Annotated in this window: 13 protein-coding genes and 2 tRNA genes; 11 read left to right on the top strand and 4 right to left on the bottom strand. The window is 63.8% G+C overall.

What is annotated here, in order from left to right; genetic code table 11:
• Window positions 1-258: 258 nt before the first annotated feature.
• From I6E04_RS05990 to I6E04_RS05940, 11 genes are all read left to right on the top strand, one after another.
• Window positions 259-1,785, top strand: coding sequence for a Mur ligase family protein (locus I6E04_RS05990; RefSeq protein WP_235422287.1), 1,527 nt, complete (start codon window positions 259-261; stop codon window positions 1,783-1,785).
• 93 nt (window positions 1,786-1,878) lie between these two features.
• A complete protein-coding gene (locus tag I6E04_RS05985; RefSeq protein ID WP_235422286.1) occupies window positions 1,879-3,075 on the top strand; it encodes a DUF362 domain-containing protein in 1,197 nt (398 codons plus the stop codon).
• Window positions 3,076-3,412: 337 nt separating this feature from the next.
• Window positions 3,413-4,069 (top strand): PAQR family membrane homeostasis protein TrhA, encoded by a 657-nt coding sequence (gene trhA, locus I6E04_RS05980; protein WP_235422285.1) that lies wholly within the window; start codon window positions 3,413-3,415, stop codon window positions 4,067-4,069.
• Between the two features lie 75 nt (window positions 4,070-4,144).
• Window positions 4,145-5,491, top strand: coding sequence for a hemolysin family protein (locus I6E04_RS05975; protein WP_235422284.1), 1,347 nt, complete (start codon window positions 4,145-4,147; stop codon window positions 5,489-5,491).
• A 57-nt stretch (window positions 5,492-5,548) separates the two neighbouring features.
• A complete protein-coding gene (locus tag I6E04_RS05970; protein ID WP_235422283.1) occupies window positions 5,549-6,262 on the top strand; it encodes a cyanophycin synthetase family protein in 714 nt (237 codons plus the stop codon).
• 120 nt (window positions 6,263-6,382) lie between these two features.
• Window positions 6,383-6,778, top strand: a complete 396-nt coding sequence (locus tag I6E04_RS05965) for a YtxH domain-containing protein (RefSeq protein ID WP_235422282.1) — start codon at window positions 6,383-6,385, stop codon at window positions 6,776-6,778.
• Complete coding sequence (locus I6E04_RS05960; RefSeq protein ID WP_235422281.1) at window positions 6,779-7,534, top strand: PRC-barrel domain containing protein; 756 nt, start codon at window positions 6,779-6,781, stop codon at window positions 7,532-7,534.
• Between the two features lie 266 nt (window positions 7,535-7,800).
• Window positions 7,801-9,033 carry a polysaccharide deacetylase family protein gene (locus I6E04_RS05955; protein ID WP_235422280.1) on the top strand — a complete coding sequence of 411 codons (1,233 nt, stop codon included), beginning with the start codon at window positions 7,801-7,803 and terminating at the stop codon, window positions 9,031-9,033.
• 495 nt (window positions 9,034-9,528) lie between these two features.
• Window positions 9,529-11,016, top strand: a complete 1,488-nt coding sequence (locus I6E04_RS09875; RefSeq protein WP_235422279.1) for a polysaccharide deacetylase family protein — start codon at window positions 9,529-9,531, stop codon at window positions 11,014-11,016.
• Window positions 11,017-11,296: 280 nt separating this feature from the next.
• The gene (locus I6E04_RS05945; protein ID WP_235422278.1) at window positions 11,297-13,192 is read left to right on the top strand and encodes a magnesium transporter; all 1,896 of its coding nucleotides are present in this window, start codon (window positions 11,297-11,299) and stop codon (window positions 13,190-13,192) included.
• A 15-nt stretch (window positions 13,193-13,207) separates the two neighbouring features.
• A complete protein-coding gene (locus tag I6E04_RS05940; RefSeq protein ID WP_235422277.1) occupies window positions 13,208-14,449 on the top strand; it encodes an NRAMP family divalent metal transporter in 1,242 nt (413 codons plus the stop codon).
• A gap of 241 nt (window positions 14,450-14,690) precedes the next feature.
• On the opposite strand, the gene I6E04_RS05935 is transcribed toward I6E04_RS05940, so the two are convergent.
• From I6E04_RS05935 to I6E04_RS05920, 4 genes are all read right to left on the bottom strand, one after another.
• Window positions 14,691-15,914, bottom strand: coding sequence for a hypothetical protein (locus I6E04_RS05935; RefSeq protein ID WP_235422276.1), 1,224 nt, complete (start codon window positions 15,912-15,914; stop codon window positions 14,691-14,693).
• A 415-nt stretch (window positions 15,915-16,329) separates the two neighbouring features.
• Window positions 16,330-16,881: a LemA family protein gene (locus I6E04_RS05930; RefSeq protein ID WP_235422275.1), complete on the bottom strand. Its 552-nt coding sequence runs from the start codon at window positions 16,879-16,881 to the stop codon at window positions 16,330-16,332.
• Window positions 16,882-17,134: 253 nt separating this feature from the next.
• A tRNA-Ser gene (locus I6E04_RS05925) sits at window positions 17,135-17,226 on the bottom strand.
• Between the two features lie 48 nt (window positions 17,227-17,274).
• Window positions 17,275-17,365 (bottom strand) — tRNA-Ser (locus I6E04_RS05920).
• Window positions 17,366-17,523: the final 158 nt, after the last annotated feature.

Here is a 17,523-nt window from a genome sequence, read left to right as displayed (position 1 = left end):
GGTCTACTCGGCAGGTGCTCGCAAAACCGAACCGTAAACGCGATCGTTGCCCGTGAAGTGTCGTTGCCAGGTCGGTTGGCCCTCTGTGGGGCATCGCGGACGGGCGGCGGTATTCCGGAAAGCGGCGTATCCTGCCCATTTTTCATGTTCTTGCACCGTTTGCGCTGCTTGCATCGAGTCGATGCGCATAATGTCCACGAGCGAATGTTCGAGACCGATCGCCATCCGCGCCGTACGCGTCGATCAAGGAGGGCTTTCATGCCGCAGGCAACCCAGACAACCTATCCGCTCGCGCACTATATCGAGGTGCTCGATCGAGCCGGCGTGCTTCGGTGCGCGCCGCAGGATACGGGCGAGATCCGGATCGACTTCGCGACGGACGATTCGCGCGCGGCCGTTCCCGGGACGCTGTTCGTCTGCAAGGGCGCCGCGTTCAAGCGCGAGTACCTGGTGGGCGCCATCGGGGCGGGTGCGGTCGCGTATGTTTCCGAGACCGATTACGGCGTCGATGTTCCCTGCCTGCTCGTGGACGATATACGTCGCACGCTCGCGGTGCTCGCCGATACCGCCTACGACCATCCGTCGGGGCGCGTGCGGGTATGCGCCTTCACGGGCACGAAGGGTAAGACGACGAGCGCGTATTACCTGAAAAGCGTGCTGGACGAGCGTGCGCGTTTGGTCGGGTGCCACACCGCGGGCCTGTTCTCGAGCATCGAGTTCGACGATGGCGTCGATGCCGGCATCTCCAAGCTCACCACGCCCGAGTCGTTCCAGCTCGAGCGTCAGCTCGCCAACGCCGCGAACAGCGGTATCGAGCATGTAGTGATGGAGGCGTCGAGCCAGGCGCTCAAGTACGACCGCACCGCCTGCGTCGAGTTCGCGGTCGGCGCCTTCACCAACATCGGCGAGGATCACATCTCCCCGATCGAGCACCCCACCTTCGAGGATTACTTCAGCAGCAAGTTGAAGCTGTTCGCGCAGAGCCATGCGGCGGTGGTGAACCTCGACATGGACCATGTCGAGCGCGTGCTCGATGCGGCCCGCGCCTGCGAGCGCGTGGTGACCTATTCGCTCGCGGACGAGCGCGCCGACGTGTTCGCCGAGCAGCTCACCCATACCGACCGCGGCATCGTCGCGCGCGTGCGCACCCCGCGCTTCACCGATGACGTGCTCGTGGCCACGCCGGTCAAGTTCAACATCTCCAACGCGCTGGGCGCGATCGCCGTCGCCGAGGCGCTGGGCATCGAGCGCGATGCCATCGTCCACGGATTCGAGCATCTACGCGTTCCCGGCCGCATGGAGCTCTATCCCACCGAGAGCGGCCGCATCGTCGGCGTCGTCGACTTCGCCCATAACGGCATGAGCTTGGAGACCATGCTGCGCGACCTGCGCGAGAACTATCCCGATCGCGAGCTCGCCGTCGTGTTCGGCGCGACGGGCGGCAAGGGTGTCGATCGCCGCGACACCATGGGCATCGCCGCCGGCGCGTACGCCGACCGCATCGTGATCACCGAGGACGATCCTGGCCCCGAGGACCCGGCGGACATCTGCGCGACGATCGCCAAGCGCGTGGAGGAGCAGGGTAACGGCAACTGGCAGATCGTCCTCGACCGCGAGGAGGCGATCCGCACCTGCGTGCGCGAGACGACGCGTCCGTCGGTGGTCATCGTGACCGGTAAGGGCCACGAGACCCGTATGCTGCGCAAGAACGGTTCGGTGCCCTGCCGCGCCGACGGTCCGGTGCTGCAGGAGGCGCTCGCCGCGTTCGAGGCCGGCACGCTGTAGGCGGCCGGATGGGTCAGTCGGGGACGTGTCCCGTCCAACCCATTTGACCGGCGTACAATCGATACATGGAATATGACAGAGAGGGGATATGCCATGTCCGAGAACACCGTGCCCGCTAAGGTTTACTTCTGCGACCTTCGCAGCCACGGCCGCGAAAGCCAGCTCGACAAGCTCAAGCGCCTGATCAAGAAGGCCGGAATCGACCAGATCGACTTCGAGAACAAGTTCGTCGCCATCAAGATCCACTTCGGCGAGCTGGGCAACCTGAGCTTTTTGCGCCCCAACTACGCGCGCGCCGTCGTCGATGTGGTCAAGGAGCTGGGCGGTAAGCCCTTCCTCACCGACTGCAACACGCTCTACGTCGGCAGCCGCAAAAACGCGCTCGAGCACATCGACTGCGCCTACCAAAACGGCTTCACACCGTACGCGACCGGCTGCCATGTGATCATCGCCGACGGTCTCAAGGGCACCGACGAGACGCTCGTGCCGGTCAAGAACGGCGAGTACGTGAAGGAGGCAAAGATCGGCCACGCCCTCATGGACGCCGATATCGTCATCTCGCTCACGCACTTCAAGGGTCATGAGCAGGCCGGATTCGGCGGTGCCATGAAGAATCTGGGCATGGGCGGCGGTAGCCGCGCCGGCAAGATGGAGCAGCACGCGGCCGGCAAGCCGAGCGTTCACACCGAGTCTTGCATCGGCTGCCATGCCTGCGAGCGCATCTGCGCGCACGGCGCGATCAGCTTCGAGGAGACGCGCGAGCGCGAACTTGCGAGCGGCAAGACCGTGACCGTACCGGTCGCGCACATCGATCACGACCGCTGCGTGGGCTGCGGCCGCTGCATCGGCGCCTGCAACCAGGACGCCATCGTCCCGGGACATGATTCGGCCGTCGACGAGCTCAACTGCAAGATCGCCGAGTACACGCAGGCCGTGGTGCAGGACCGTCCCAACTTCCACATCTCCATCGCCATGGACATCTCGCCCAATTGCGACTGTCACCCCGAGAACGATACGCCCATCGTGCCCGACCTGGGCATGTTCGCGAGCTTCGACCCGGTCGCCATCGACCAGGCTGCGATCGACATTGCACTCGCCGCGCCGGCGCTGCCCAACACCGAGCTCACCGACATGCGCGATAAGCTCGAGGCCGAGGGCGGCATCCCCGAGCGCTGCGAGCACGACCACTTCAACATGACGCACCCGGACACCAACTGGCGCTCGATGATCGAGCATGCCGAGAAGATCGGGCTGGGTACGAGCCGCTACGAGCTCATCACCATGAAGTAAGCCGGGCGGGCCGACAAGATGGTGCCAGGTACAAACTTGTCAGAAACTTGCCGCGTGAGCATCCCGCCCGCGACAAGTTTGTACCTGGCACCATCTTGTCGGCCTCTGGGCTGGGCGATTCTGCTATGATTTTGAGCAGTCTATATTTGGAGGATCGCTCAGCAACATGTCCGCATCAGGCGACAGTTCCACATCGCGAAGTACCACGGGGCCGGACGCTCAGGCCGCCCCGGTGCCCCAATCTGACGAATCCCTCCCTGCGCCGACGGGTGTCGACGTGTGCGCGACGTGCCCCAAGCGTCGCAAATCGTGCCCCAAATTCCCCCGTCCGGAGCGTGTGAACGATCGCCGTAAGGAGCCTCCGCACTACACGGTGGGCGAGGAGATCGCAAATTCCATCACGCACGGCATCGGCGTGCTGCTCGGCATCGCCGGACTCGTCCTGCTGATCGTCAAGGCCGCCATGGACGGCGCCGCGCCCGCGCACATGGCGAGCGCCATCGTGTTCGGCGTCTCCATCATCCTGGAGTACCTGGCGTCCACGCTCTACCACGCCATCCAGGTGCCGGCCGCCAAGCGGATCTTCCGCACCATCGACCACAGCTGCATCTACCTGCTCATCGCCGGGTCGTATACCCCGTTTCTGCTCATCACGCTCGAGCCCTACGGCGGCATCGTCATGTTCGTCGTCATCTGGGCGCTCACGTTCGCCGGCATCTCGTTCGAGATCATCGGCCGCCAGCGTCAGCCCCGTTGGGTCACCATCCTCATCTACCTCATCATGGGGTGGCTCGTCGTCTTCCGTCTTCCGCAACTCGTGGGTGCCCTGGAGCCGTTGGCTTTGGCGCTGCTCGTGGTCGGTGGGCTGTGCTACACCATCGGATGCGCCTTCTATCTTATGAAGAAGATCCGCTACATGCATAGCGTCTGGCACCTGTGGGTACTCGCCGGAAGCATCTTCATCTTCATGGTGGTGATCCTTTTCGTGATCTAGGCCAGCCGTATATGGCGGCGCCCGCCGTCAAATCCCGTCCTTTGCATCCTGACCTCGGAGGTTCGATCTCATCTTATGGGCATAGCGATTTCCATCATTGCCACCCTGTTGCTCACCATCCTGAACGGCTACTTCTCCATGTCGGAGATGGCTCTCACCACGGCTAAGCGCGCCAGCCTCGAGCATGACGCCGAGGAGGGCGACCGCCGCGCCGCCAAGGCGCTCGAGCTATCGACCGACTCGACCGACTTTCTGGCTACCATCCAGGTCGCCATCACGCTCGTCGGCTTCTTCTCCGCGACCGTCTCGTCCAACACGCTGTCCGATCCGTTGTCCAGCTGGCTCGAGTCGTTCGACATCGAACCGCTCAGCGCGGTGGCACCTGTCGTCTCGCCGATCATCATCACGCTGATCGTGTCCTATCTGTCCATCGTCATCGGCGAGCTCGTTCCCAAGCGTATCGGCCTGTCCGACGCCGAGGGCATGGCCAAATCCGTCGCCGGTCCCATCAGCGCCTTCCGCAAGATCGCCAAGCCGCTCGTGTGGCTCACGCAGGCCTCCGCGAACGGCCTGTCCAAGCTGCTCGGCATCAAGAGCGCCGACGACCGCCAGAACGTGTCCGAGGAGGAGATCAAGTACATGATCAGCGAGCAGGATACCCTGCTCGACGAGGAGAAGCGCATCATCCACGAGGTGTTCGACTTGGGCGACGCCGTTGCCCGCGAGGTCATGGTGCCGCGCGTCGACGTGACGATGTGTGAGGACAGTGACGAGATCACCTCGGTACTCGCCATCATGCGCGACACCGGCTTCTCGCGCGTGCCGATCTTCCGCGAGGACCAGGATTGCATCGTGGGCATCGCCCACATCAAGGACCTGATCGAGCCGGTGCTCGCGGGGCACGGCGACGCGATGGTCGCCTCCTTCGTGCGTGACGCCACGTTCGTGCCCGACACCAAGGATATCTTGCCGCTGCTCTCCGAGATGCAGACCGCTCATGAGCAGATGGTCGTCGTGGTGGACGAGTACGGTGGTACGGCCGGTATCATCACCATCGAGGATATCGTCGAGGAGTTCGTGGGCGAGATCGAGGACGAGTTCGATCCCGACAACAAGTACCTCACGCGTCTGTCGCGTCGTGAGTGGCTGGTCGATGGCCGCTTCTCATGTGATGATGCCATCGAGCTCGGATGGCCGATCGAGGAGAGCGACGATTACGAGACCGTGGCCGGCTGGATCTTGGATCTGTGCGGTTCGGTGCCCGATATCGGAGAGGTGTTCGAGCAGGACGGGTACAAGTTCAAGGTGCAGTCCATGCGCGGGCAGCGCATCTCGTTGATCCGCGTCACCGGGCCCGACCCCGAGCAGGTCGCTCGGGAGCACGGGGACGGTGCCGATAAGGGCGAGGGCAAGGACGCCTAAGCGCCCGCATCGTGCGGCATACATGGAAGGTCAGACGTTAGGTAAGGTGGATACACCATGGCGCAGCTGTTCAACATCCTGAAAATCACCGTCGGTAAGGAGACGCTCTGCGCGCGCGTGCTCGTCAATCCCGGTATGCCGCTTCGGACCTCCGAGGACATCGAGGCCACGGCGCGTGTGTACTACCTTGCCCCGGCGATCGCCAAGCACCTGTGCCTGGGTGACGCCGGCAGCGAGTTCCAGGAGTGCATGGGCGACACCGAGCTCGCGCACCTGCTCGAGCATGTCACGGTCGAGATCATGAACGAGACCGGGCTCGCCGGCTCGATCTCCTGCGGCCGCACGCGCCAGATCCCCGGTGACGAGCGCCTGTTCGACGTCGAGCTGTCCTGTCCCGACGACGCGTTGACCGTCGGCGCCCTCTCGAGCGCCGCCTTCATGATGGACTGGGCGTATCTGCACGCGCAGTCCCCGTCGCCGGATTTCGCGGGGACCGTCGCCGCCCTGCGCAAGCTCGTCTTGAACCTGCGCGGCGAGGACGACGAGGCGCCTGACGATGGTGGGGATGCCACCGAACAGGAGCCTTCCGAGACCGAGGCTCCCGCGCCCGTCGAGGCTGCGGAGCAGGTCCAGCCCGAGCAGCCGCGCCGTAGCCTTGCCGAGCGCTTTCGCATGAAGCCCAAGATGGGTGCCGCCCCCGCCAAGCGCGTGGCCGATGTCGGCGCGGCGTTCGGCGGCGACGCCACCCATGCCCCGGCCGAGGATCGATAGGGTGTCTCGCCCGAAGGCGCGCCTGCGCGCAGCCGCGCACGGACCCGTGTGTCGCCGAGGGGCGCTCACGGGTATAATGGGGTTTCCACTGAACTATCGGCTCTGAATGGGAGGAGCAACATGGGTAAGGGATTCAGTTTCGTCGCAGGTGCCGTGATCGGCGCCGCAGCCGGTACCATCGCGGGCATCCTCATGGCTCCCCGTTCCGGTGCCGAGACCCGCGCGATGGCCGCCGATATGGCCAATGACGCCTGGGACAACGCTCGCGACATGTACGAGCAGGGTGTCGATCAGGCTCGCGCCGCCGCGACCGACTTCGGTCCGATGGTCGATGCCAAGACCGATGAGCTGCGCGCCAAGGTCGATCTTGCCCGCGAGCGCATGGACCAGCTGCGCGAGCAGCTGAACGACGCCATCGCCGGCGGCAACGTGACCCCTGCCGCCGATGTGGTCGTCGAGTCCGTCGCCGATGACGCCGCGCCCGCCGATCCCGCTGAGCCGGTCGCCGAGGCGTAGATGCTCGTTTCCGATATCCAGGGCGTGCGGGTCTACCGCGCGCCCGCCGAAGACCGGCGGACGAACAAGGACGGCACGCCGCGCGATCCCAAGCGTCTCGGCAAGATCCATTTTCCGGTGTTCGCCCCCGATGGCCTACGTGTCGTCGGCTTCATGGTCAAGCTGCCCGACGTGGTCGGCATGATCAAGCAGCCCGATCGATTCGTGGCGCTCGACGCCCTCGATGTGTACGAGGGCGTCCTTGCGGTTACCGATGAAAAGCGCAATTTCGACGACGCTGCGGCCAAGCGGCTTAACGTCGACCTGGATGCCTGTCTGATCTGGACGGGCATGGATGCGATGACGACCTCCGGCGCGCGCGTGGGCTACTGTTCCGACGTCCTGTTCGACAGCCGCAGCGGTAAGGTCAAGCACTTCGTGCTCACCGAGGGGGAGGCTGCCTCGGCGCTCGTCGGCAATTTCGAGGTACCGGCAAGCTATCTGCGCGGCTACCGTGACGGTGCCATGATCGTGGCCGACGAGACGCTCGACCTCCAGCTGACCGGTGGCGTGGCCGCCAAGGCGGCCGAGGCGAGCGTGGTGATCGGCGATAAGGTCAAAAAGGGCGCGGCGACGATCGACGAGAAGGGCTCGAAGGCCCTTGACAAGGGGAGCCGCGCGCTGGGCAAGCAGCTCGGCAAGACGCGTGGCATGTTCTCGGCGTTCGCCAGCGAATATCGCAAGGCCGCAGGTCCAGCGAAGAAGAAGAGGAAGTAGCCGCGCCTGCCGCCCCCGTCCGTTCATGGGTTTGGGGCGTGCGGCAGGCGCCGTCTTCCTCACGGCGTGGTACAGTCTTTCCTAGATTCGATTTGGACTGGGGAGAACCATTGCCTAACTACACCACCTCCTACTCCACAAAAGGACGCAAACCGCATAGACGCCGCGCTTCGACGGGGCAGCTGTCCCGTGCTCAGCAGCGCACGCGTCGACCGGGCGAGCGTTACCTGCGACATACGCAGGGATTTGGCCGTGCAAAGCGCATCATGCGCGGTCCTCGCCGCCGCGATTCGCGCCGTCCGTACGTGATCATCGCGATCGGGTGCGCCGCGCTGCTGTTCGTGGCGAGCATCGTGTGGTACCTCAACCGCAACGTGACCGTATCCCTCAACGGGGCGGATGCCTCGGTACGCATCAACTCGAGCATCGAGACGCTCATCACCGACCAGGAGCTGAGCGTCCGTCCCGGTGATTTGCTCGCCGTCGACGACAGCGTGCTCGAGAAACGCGGGGGCGAGGCATATTCCGTCAAGGTGAACGGCAGGCAGATCGACAACGACGACCTTGCCACGACGACGCTTACGGGCGGCGAGGAGGTCGAGATCGGCGACGGACGCGATGAGTACGAGGAGCACGAAATCGAGGCGACCGCCATCGAACCGTCGCTCACGGTCGAGGGCAGCGGTGCCATATCCTACGTCGAGACATGGGGCGTGCCCGGGCGCTCCGAGGTGTGGACCGGCAAGGTGTCGGGCAAGACCGAGGACCGCGGCGTCGTGCAGGAAGCTCAGGACTGTGTGGTGCGCGCACGTTCCGTCTCCCCGGATTCGGGCAACTATGTTGCGTTGACGTTCGACGAGGGTCCGAGCTCCTACACGAACGAGATCCTGGGCATCCTTGCCGAGCACGACGCGAAGGCGACCTTCTTCTTGCAGGGTGATCGGTTGCTCGACAACCGAGCCGCCGCCTCCACGATCGTGGGCGCCGGATGCGAGGTCGCCTCGAACGGCATGAGCGACACCGATATGAGCGAGCTTTCGGCGGACGATCTGCGCTCGCAGCTCACCGAGGGCTTCGATGCCGTCGAGGGTGCCGCCGGGGTGTCGACCGCGGCGCTTCGACCTCCATACGGGCTGTTCTCCGAGCAGAACTGGGCGGACGCCATGGATCTGGTGGGCGCCGTGGTGACGTGGAACCTCGATTCGGGTGACTATCTGCTGCCCGGTGCCGATCAGGTCGTCGATAACGTGGTGGGGTCGGTCGGAAACGGCAACATCATCCTGCTCACCGACAGCGAGACGACCGGCGAGCAGCTGCTCGAAGCGCTGCCGCAGATCATCGAGCAACTTCAGGATGAAGGCTATACGCTCGTCACCCTCTCCGAGCTCATCGCGACCGACGAGGAGATGGCGGATGCGGTCGACCTCACGAAAGTGGAGATGCCCGAGGATGCCGTGTTGCCTCAACTAAATGCTGATGATGAAGGGGAGGGCGAATAAAGGCGCCGGGAGCGACTACAATCGGGTGTCGCGTTTCCCGGAAGGGGTAGGATGAATCTAGACAAACTGCCGGCATACTGTTGCCGGATATGTTCAAAGTGTGCGGCTGCCCACGTCGACGTGCGGGGTCGCTTGCGCGTCGGGATCTAGGACCGGATGAAGATGATGAACGGAAACGAGAACAAAACGCCTCGTCAGTCCCCGGCGAAGAAGTCGGCTGCGTCGGCTCAGGGAAACCGAGCCCCACGGCCTCGTGCGACGGCGCCGACCACGCCGCCGCAATATCACCCCGCTTCGAAGACGACCAAGGGGTCCGAGGGCGCCGCTCGTCCACGGGTCTCTTCCGCCACGAAGGGCACCAAGGCGTCCGGCGGGGCCGTTCGCCCGCGCACCGCTGCCGCCTCGACCTCCGCGACGCGTGTGACGTCCCGGTCGTCAGCGCCCGCTCAGCCTCAGGCCCAAAAGCAGACACACCGGCAGGCGCGCAAGGCGACGGTGCAAGGGCGGGAGCATCCGCATCCCCGCAAGGCCACGGCACAAGCTCAGACGCATCCGCAAGCCCGAAAGGCGTCGACCCAGGCGCATCCGCATGCGCGCAAGGCCACGACGCAGACGCAGGTTCGCAAAACCACAGCACAGTCGCAGACGCAGCCGCATGCCCGCAAGGCCACGACGCAGACGCAGCGGGCGTCCACGCAGACGAGGCGCCCCGCCACCGGCCATACTCCCGTGAACCGCGCGGGCGTTGCCCCGGCACGACGCACGCCGACGACGGCGAAAAGCCATCAGCCCGGCAATCCGCGCACACCCCTGATCGCCGCCGTCGTGGCGCTCGTGGTGCTCGGTGCGATCGCGTTGGGTGTCGGTTACCAGTTCTTCTGGCGCAACATCGATATCACGGTCAACGGGGAGCCGGTCAGCGTCCATATCAGGACCGATGCCGCGACGCTGCTCGAGGACAACGACTACTTCGGCGCCAAGCCCGGCAGGCTGCTGTCGGTGAGTGGCAAGGAGCTCGAAAAGGACGGCGGCGACCGCTGCACCCTCGAGGTCAACGGGGAGAGGGTCGCGTCCAAGGATTTCGCCTCGCTGGAGATCAAGGAGGGATCGACGCTCACCGTCAAGGACGGCGGCGATACGACCGAGAAGCATACCGAGAAGACCGTCGAGATCGCCCCTGAGCTCACGACGGAGGGCACCGGTGCCATCCAGTTCGTCTCCCAGTGGGGCAAAAACGGCAAGAAGACCGTGTGGACCGGCAAGCAGTCCGGCGAGACGGTCGACAAGGAGGTCGTGGAGGAGCCGACCAACATGGTGATCAGCTACCTCAACCCCAACCCCCAGGATGGTAAGAAGTACATCGCCCTCACCTTCGATGACGGCCCCAGCTCCTACACCTCCGAGATCCTGGCCATCCTCAAGGAGTACGGAGTGAAGGCGACGTTCTTCAACTTGGGCACGAACGCGAGCTCGATGAGCGCCACGGTGGTCGCGGACGGTCACGAGATGGCGAGCCATACCAACAGCCATGCGAACCTGCCCGAGTGCGATCGCGATACACTTCGTTCCGAGATCTCGACGGCGTTCGACTCGATCGAGGAGGCGTCGGGCGAGCGCGTGCAGATGATCCGCGCGCCGTACGGTGCGTTCACGACGGTCGAGTGGGCGCGCGCCGCCGACCTGATCAGCTGCAACGTCCTGTGGAACATCGATACGCTCGACTGGGAGCTGCCCGGGGCCGACGCCATCACCGATACGGTCCTGTCGCAGGCTTTCAACGGTGCCATCGCGCTCATGCACGACGGCGGCGGGGACCGCTCCCAGGACATCGAGGCGCTGCCGGACATCATCGAGGGGCTGCAGGACGCCGGCTACGAGCTGGTCACGGTGTCCGAGCTGATGGAGCTCGACGGGCGTTTCCCCGAGGATGTCATCAACGGTACCGTCAAGATGCCGAAGAGCGCCGTGCTGCCCGAGGCTTAGCCCGTACCGCGGATCGAACATGTGACGCGTGCGCGGGGGACGGGTCGCGCGCCCGTCTCCCGCGCTTTCGGTTCGTTCTGCTTCGCATCCCTTTCCCCGGGACGCGGAAAATGCTATAGAATATGAGGGCTCGACGGATGTCGGGCTCTTATTTTGCAGGGTCACGAGAGAAGGATACAGGTGAAACCCAAACCTCGACCACACAGTAGCTGACCCCTGCGGGTGCCCTTTGCCGGCGCACGCTGGGGTGGCGTCGCCATAGCTTTCGCAAAGGAGCACCATGAACTATCTTTCCGAGATGCTCAAGCTTCCTGTCGTCGATTCGACCGGCGAGAAGATCGGCATCGTCAACGACTTGGGCATCGCCACCGGCGAGGTCTTCCCCCATGTGACGTCCTTGGCCTTCCAGGGGCCGGGCAAGACGCCGTTTATGATCTCATGGCGCAAGTACGTCGAGCGCATCGATGACGACGGGGTCTTTCTGAAGGTTCCCGCGACCGACATCCGCTTCTCGTATCTGCAGCCCGACGAGGTCCTGCTCGCCCGCGACATCATGAACAAGCAGATCGTCGACACGCAGGGCATGAAGGTCGTCCGCGTGAACGACATCAAGCTCTCCGCTTCCGGCGAGAACCAGCTGCGCCTGCTCGGCGCCGAGGTGGGTATGCGCGGACTGCTGCGCACGCTGCACCCGGTGCTCGAGCATGTGGTGGTCAAGGTCGCCCGCGCCATGGGCAAGACGCTGCCCGAGGATATCATCGCGTGGTCCTACATGGACCTGCTCGAACGCTCCACGCAGACCATCAAGCTCTCCGTGTCGCACAAGACGCTCGGCGAGCTGCACCCCGCCGACATCGCCGACATCATCGAGCAGCTCGATCCGCGCCTGCGCGGCGAGGTGTTCGCCCAGCTCGACACCGCTCAGGCGGCCGAGGCCATCTCGGAGTTCGACGATGATGAGCTCGTCGCCGAGATGCTCGAGGGCCTGTCGGACCGCGATGCGTCCTCGATGCTCGCCCTCATGGACCCCGACGATGCCGCCGCGCTCATCGACGAGCTCGACTACGAGAAGGCCGAGAAGCTCCTGCGCCTGATGGGCGTCAAGGAGGAGCGTGCGATCCGCACCCTGCTGGGATACGAGGAGAACACCGCCGGTCGTATCATGACCTCGGAGTTCGTCGCGCTGCCGGCGACCGCCACCGTCGCCGATGCGATCGAGGGCCTGCGCGGTCTCGACGAGGACTTCGAGAGCGTCTACTACGTGTACACCACCGATCCCACGGGCGCGCTGACCGGCGTGCTCTCGCTGCGGACGCTGATCGTGGCCGACCGCGATGCGCGCCTGAACAGCCTCGCGTACCGCGACGTGGTCTGGGTCGCTCCCGACGAGGACCAGGAGGACGTCGCCGAGGAGATGTCCAAGTACAACCTCGCCGCGATGCCGGTTTGCGACGAGAACCGCCACATCCTGGGCATCGTCACGGTCGACGACGCCATGGAGGTCATGACCGAGGAGCACCAGGAGGACCTGCAGATCGCCGGTGTCGGTTCCGGCGAGGGCAGCGCCGGCGAGTCGATCCATGCGTTCTCGTGGTTCGCGCGCCGTCAGTACTGGCTGCTCATCTGGGCGATCGCTTCCGGCGTCATCGCCGCCGCGCTCGAGGCGGCAGGCGTCGCGACCGGTCTGTTCGTGTACCCCATGTGCGTCATGCCCGTGGTGCTGCTTGCCGCCAACCGCGTCGTGTCGTTCGTGCGCAACTACTACCTCGAGTACGACGAGGACGACGAGCAGGATAAACCGTATCTCGGCTTCTTTTTGCAGATGTTGGTAATCGGTATCGCGCTGGCACTCGTGATCTACCTGTGCGGTCAGCTCGTGCTCGGCGCCGCCTATCCCGACGACCTGCTTGCGACCATCCATCTGTTCGAGGCGCCCGCGCCGGTTGCCGGCGAGGTCGCCTTGGCCGCCACGGCGCTCGCGTCGTGCTTCGCCTGCGCCGCCGCGGTATCGCTTGTATCCTGCGCGACGTCGGTCGTCTACCTCAAGGTGCTGTTCTGGCGCGACGAGCACGACCTCAACACCTCGGGTACGGCGCTTTCGGTATCGGCGGTGCTGATCGCATGCGCGCTGTACTCGGTGCTCGCCGTGCTCGCTCTCGTCGCGATCGCGGCATAGGCTGCGGGGCCGATCATGCGGAAGGAACATCGCGAAAAACTGACCGTCGGCGCGGTCCTTGGAGCCATGGGGCCCGGTCTGCTCGCGGCGCTGTCGGGCAACGACGCCGGCGGTATCGCCACCTACTCGAGTGCCGGAGCGAGCTACGGCTACGGCACGCTGTGGATGCTGCCGCTCATGGCGTTGTTGCTCATCGTCGTCCAGGAGACGGCTGCCCGCTGCGGCTGTGTGACGGGCAAGGGGTTCGCCTCGCTCATCCGTGAGCGCTTCGGTATACGTAAAAGCGCGCTCGCCATGGCGGCGCTGCTCATCGCCAACACGGCGGTGACCATCTCGGAATTCGCCGGCATCGCCAGCGGTCTCGCCCTGTTCGGCGTGCCCGCGACGGTTTCGGTGCCGCTCGTCGGTCTGACAATCTGGCTGCTCACCATGTCCGGCAGTTTCCAGCGCATCGAGAAGATCCTGCTCATGGTGAGCTGCGTCTTCGTGACCTACGTGGTGGCGGCGTTTCTCGCCGGCCCCGATTGGGGCGAGGTCGCCATGGCGACGGTGTCGGCGCATATCGTCGCCGAGCCGGAGTACGTCAGCCTGCTGGTGGCGACCATCGGCACCACCATCGCCCCGTGGATGGTGTTCCTGGCGCAGAACAACGTCGTGGACAAGAACATCGACGAGGACGGTATCGTCCTGCAGCGCATCGATACCGCGTCGGGATCGGTGATCGCCTGCGCCGTCGCATGGTTCATCGTCGTGACGACCGGCGCGGTGCTCTACCCGGCGGGCGTCCAGGTTGCCGATGCCGCCGACGCCGCGCTCGCGCTCGAGCCGATCGCCGGCAAGTTCTCGACGGTCCTGTTCGCCTCGGGCCTGGTCGCGGCGAGCTTCCTTGCCGCCTGCGTGCTGCCCGGCGTCACGTCGAGCGCGATCTGCGAGGCGTTCGGTTGGGAGCGCGGAGCCGACCGCAGTTGGGAGGAGGCGCCGGTCTACCGCGGCATCATCACCGCCGTTATCGTGGCGTCGGCGCTGTTGGTCATCATGCCCGGTGTCAACCTGTTCCAGATCATGATGAGCGCGCAGGTCATCAACGGTGTGCTGCTTCCGGTGCTCCTCGTGTTCCTCCTGTTTATCGCCAAGGACCGCCACATCATGGGCGAGTACCGCAACGGGCGCGTCTGGAACGCGCTGACCTGGGCGACCATCGTGATCATCACGGTCCTCACCGTCGTGATGTTCGCGCTGCAGGCCCTCGGTTACTGAGAGGGTCGTCGGCGGAGGCGTGTCGGGCCTCGTCTTCGGGGATCTTCCTGCCTCCGCCGGCCTCTAAAACCAATCGGCGTGTTTACGGTTCGGTTTTGGAGCAACCCGCTGAGTAGACAAAAAACGTGCGATGCCCTGACCTGCGCATTTATTGACGAGAACGGTGTGTCTACTCGGAATAATCCTCTGAAACCGAACCGTAAATGCGATTATCGGTTTCGGAGGCGCTGCTTCCATGTTTTTACGGGTGCTTTCCCGCACGGAGCGTGTGCGGGGAGAACAGCTCGCCATGAAGCTTTTCCCTTCGTCCCAAGAAGGCCACGGATTTATCGCGGAGGTGTATCCCTGTCTGCATCTCTATCGAGGTCAGGAAGGCGTCGAAGCGCTCAAGATCGTTGATCATATCATTCGTGATGTCCATGACCGTGTAGCCTATGGTTTCAAGTGCCGCCCTCCTGCCCGATTGCTCGGTAAAACCGTGCCTGTCGGCGTGATACGCCTCACCGTTCGCTTCGAACACCAGCTCGTGCTGCGAGTCGAGCGCATCCGCTACGCACGTTTTTTGATGAGCGAGCGCTTGTGCCTTCTCGGTGAGGGCGATCGTATGGTTGAGCCTGACGTCCGTCAGCTGCTCGCCGCCGATGGATCGTTCGGTGAAGAGCATGATGGCAGCCTTGCTTTCGAGCGGGGAGCCTGATCCTTCCATGGCCTGCTGCGCGGCGCAAAGCGCGCGGGCGGTGCCGCGCGCGCGGGGGGGCTGCGCGGCGGCTTTCGTGTGTGCACGCAGGTTGTCCAACGAGACGAGCTGCGGGCGCTTCCATAGGTTGGTGATGACTCCCGATCGGTCGATCGCCGGTTTCCAATCCAGAGGATTTCCTTCACGATCTATGTGGGACACGATGCTTCCGGCCTCATCGTAAAACGCGCTGATCGAGGGCATTCGCGCGATGGCGCTACGGGCGAACAGCCCTTCTTGGACAAGGAGGCCGATCGTCGCCGCAACGCGCGCAGTTTGGGGAACCACGCTGTAGATACCGCACGCTTCGAGCATCTTCTCGAGGACGAAGCCAAGTGTGTGCGTTCTTGCAAGATGCCGAAGCGTTGCCTCGGGGGAGGTCACGGCAAGTCCGCCTCCTAGGTCGTAAAGCTCGGAGTCCATCAGGCCGATGCGCATGCGGTGCGGATGGACGAGGGTCGTGACCAGCCTGGTCTTCAAGGAATCCGTGATGACATGGACGGGTAGCGAGACGCCCTTCAAATCGCCAAGCAGTCTTGAGCTGATGAGCGCGTCGGGCCGGCGCGCGTTCTTTCTCGGCACGCGGAGGGAAGCCGAGAGCTCAGGGCTTTTCGGCATAGATTCGCGTGCCAGCTCTGTGGGGAGAATCGCCTTGCGTATGGCTGGCGGAGTCGACCGGTATTGCCAGGCCGACAGGTCGCACACAATGGCGTCAAACTGCTTACCCATGGAGAGAGGATAGCATGCCAAAGGGGTTTGAAGAACGAGAAATCACACTATCTAGCTGGGAAAACGGTGTTGGGAAACCATTTGATCCCTGTCGGGATCCGGTAAGGTTCGACCGATTTGGGAAAGGCATGGGAGCCGCGGCGGCCGCCTCTCGGCAGCTTGTTCGGCGTCCATTCTCCCTCTCTTTACGGTCTTCGTCGGCCGGCAAATCGGGTATGCCGGTTTATGGTTCGGTTTTAGGCCGGCGGGTCAAATAGACCAAAAAACGTCAAGCCGTCTACCAGCAATTTTGTTGGCATGACGGTCGTCTCTACTCCAAGGACCGCTCCAAAACCGAACCATAAACAAAGGCACCGTTTGGGCGCGTGCGCCCAAACGGTGCCATATCAACAAAACGCCTGTTGAGGATCGGTTTCTAGAACCTGACCTCCGGCACGGTGCGCGCCGCTTCCTCGGCTTCGAAGCCCGAGCGCTCCTTGAACTGGAAGATTCCGGCGAAGATGACGCCGGGGAAGGTCTGGATGGCGTTGTTGTAGTTGAGCACGCAGTCGTTGTAGCTCTGGCGTGCGTAGGAGACCTTGTTCTCGGTATCCTCGAGCGAGGTCTGCAGCTGGATGAAGTTCGTGTTGGCCTTGAGGTCGGGGTAGGCTTCGGCCACGGCGAACAGCTGGCGAAGCGCGCCGGTGAGCATGCCGTCGGCGGCCATCTTGTCCTCGGGGGTGGTGGCGGCAACGGCGTTGTTGCGCGCGTTGGTCACGGCGGCGAGCGCCTCCTTCTCGTGGGCGGCGTAACCCTTGACCATCTCCACCAGGTTGGGGATGAGGTCGTTGCGGCGCTGCAGCTGCGTGTCGATGTTCTGCCACGCGTTGTCGATGCGGTTGCGCAGCGTGACCATGTTGTTATAGATGCCGGCGATCGCGCAGATGATGGCGATGACGATAACGATGCCGATAATGGTCGGAATCATGGCGGCTCCATTCGAGGAAATTCCGTGTACAGCGTTCTTTCAGTATAGCGGATGAGCGAGGAACCGTGGTGTCGTCAGCCCCTCGGCAAGGGGTTTCTCACTGCGGGTATGTGCCTGTTGACAGGGAATGATGGCGAAGGAGGGGTGCCGGCCGCAGGCTTGCACAGCATGAGGCCCTGCGGGTTCGAATCCCTCCTGCACGTTGCAGCAAGGGGATCGAAAATGGGAGTGTTGAATTGTTGGAAGGTTTAAATGGCGGAGGAGGAGGGATTCGAACCCTCGTACCCGGGTTACCGGGTAAACGGTTTTCGAGACCGCCGCATTCAACCACTCTGCCACTCCTCCGCATGGAGTGAAACATGGCGCGTCCGAAGGCGCGCCATGAGAGGATGCTGGCGGAGAGTCAGGGATTTGAACCCTGGAGACGCTTTTGGCGCCTACACGATTTCCAATCGTGCTCCTTCGGCCACTCGGACAACTCTCCGTGAAATGCACAGGCAATTGTACCGTAAACGCGGACGCAATCAAGTGCCAATCTCAAGTCCGTCGAAAAATGTGGCGGATTCGTTCGAATCCGTCTTATCATCCCACGGGGAGGGCCGCTTAAATAGCCCTTAAATGTATCCGTCTCGTGCCGGCCGA

It is taken from the genome of Collinsella tanakaei (assembly GCF_021531055.1).
Classification (GTDB): Bacteria; Actinomycetota; Coriobacteriia; order Coriobacteriales; family Coriobacteriaceae; genus Collinsella; species Collinsella tanakaei_B.
The sequence above is the reverse complement of the archived record's forward strand: the minus strand, read 5'-3'. Positions and strand labels throughout refer to the sequence as shown.

Excerpts from the sequence above, each read along its gene's own strand:
- I6E04_RS05990 (WP_235422287.1), top strand. The coding sequence starts at position 259 with ATGCCGCAGGCAACCCAGACAACCTATCCGCTCGCGCACTATATCGAG.
- I6E04_RS05985 (WP_235422286.1), top strand. The coding sequence starts at position 1,879 with ATGTCCGAGAACACCGTGCCCGCTAAGGTTTACTTCTGCGACCTTCGC.
- I6E04_RS05975 (WP_235422284.1), top strand. The coding sequence starts at position 4,145 with ATGGGCATAGCGATTTCCATCATTGCCACCCTGTTGCTCACCATCCTG.
- I6E04_RS05970 (WP_235422283.1), top strand. The coding sequence starts at position 5,549 with ATGGCGCAGCTGTTCAACATCCTGAAAATCACCGTCGGTAAGGAGACG.
- I6E04_RS05965 (WP_235422282.1), top strand. The coding sequence starts at position 6,383 with ATGGGTAAGGGATTCAGTTTCGTCGCAGGTGCCGTGATCGGCGCCGCA.
- I6E04_RS05960 (WP_235422281.1), top strand. The coding sequence starts at position 6,779 with ATGCTCGTTTCCGATATCCAGGGCGTGCGGGTCTACCGCGCGCCCGCC.
- I6E04_RS05955 (WP_235422280.1), top strand. The coding sequence starts at position 7,801 with ATGCGCGGTCCTCGCCGCCGCGATTCGCGCCGTCCGTACGTGATCATC.
- I6E04_RS05945 (WP_235422278.1), top strand. The coding sequence starts at position 11,297 with ATGAACTATCTTTCCGAGATGCTCAAGCTTCCTGTCGTCGATTCGACC.
- I6E04_RS05940 (WP_235422277.1), top strand. The coding sequence starts at position 13,208 with ATGCGGAAGGAACATCGCGAAAAACTGACCGTCGGCGCGGTCCTTGGA.
- I6E04_RS05935 (WP_235422276.1), bottom strand. The coding sequence starts at position 15,914 with ATGGGTAAGCAGTTTGACGCCATTGTGTGCGACCTGTCGGCCTGGCAA.
- I6E04_RS05930 (WP_235422275.1), bottom strand. The coding sequence starts at position 16,881 with ATGATTCCGACCATTATCGGCATCGTTATCGTCATCGCCATCATCTGC.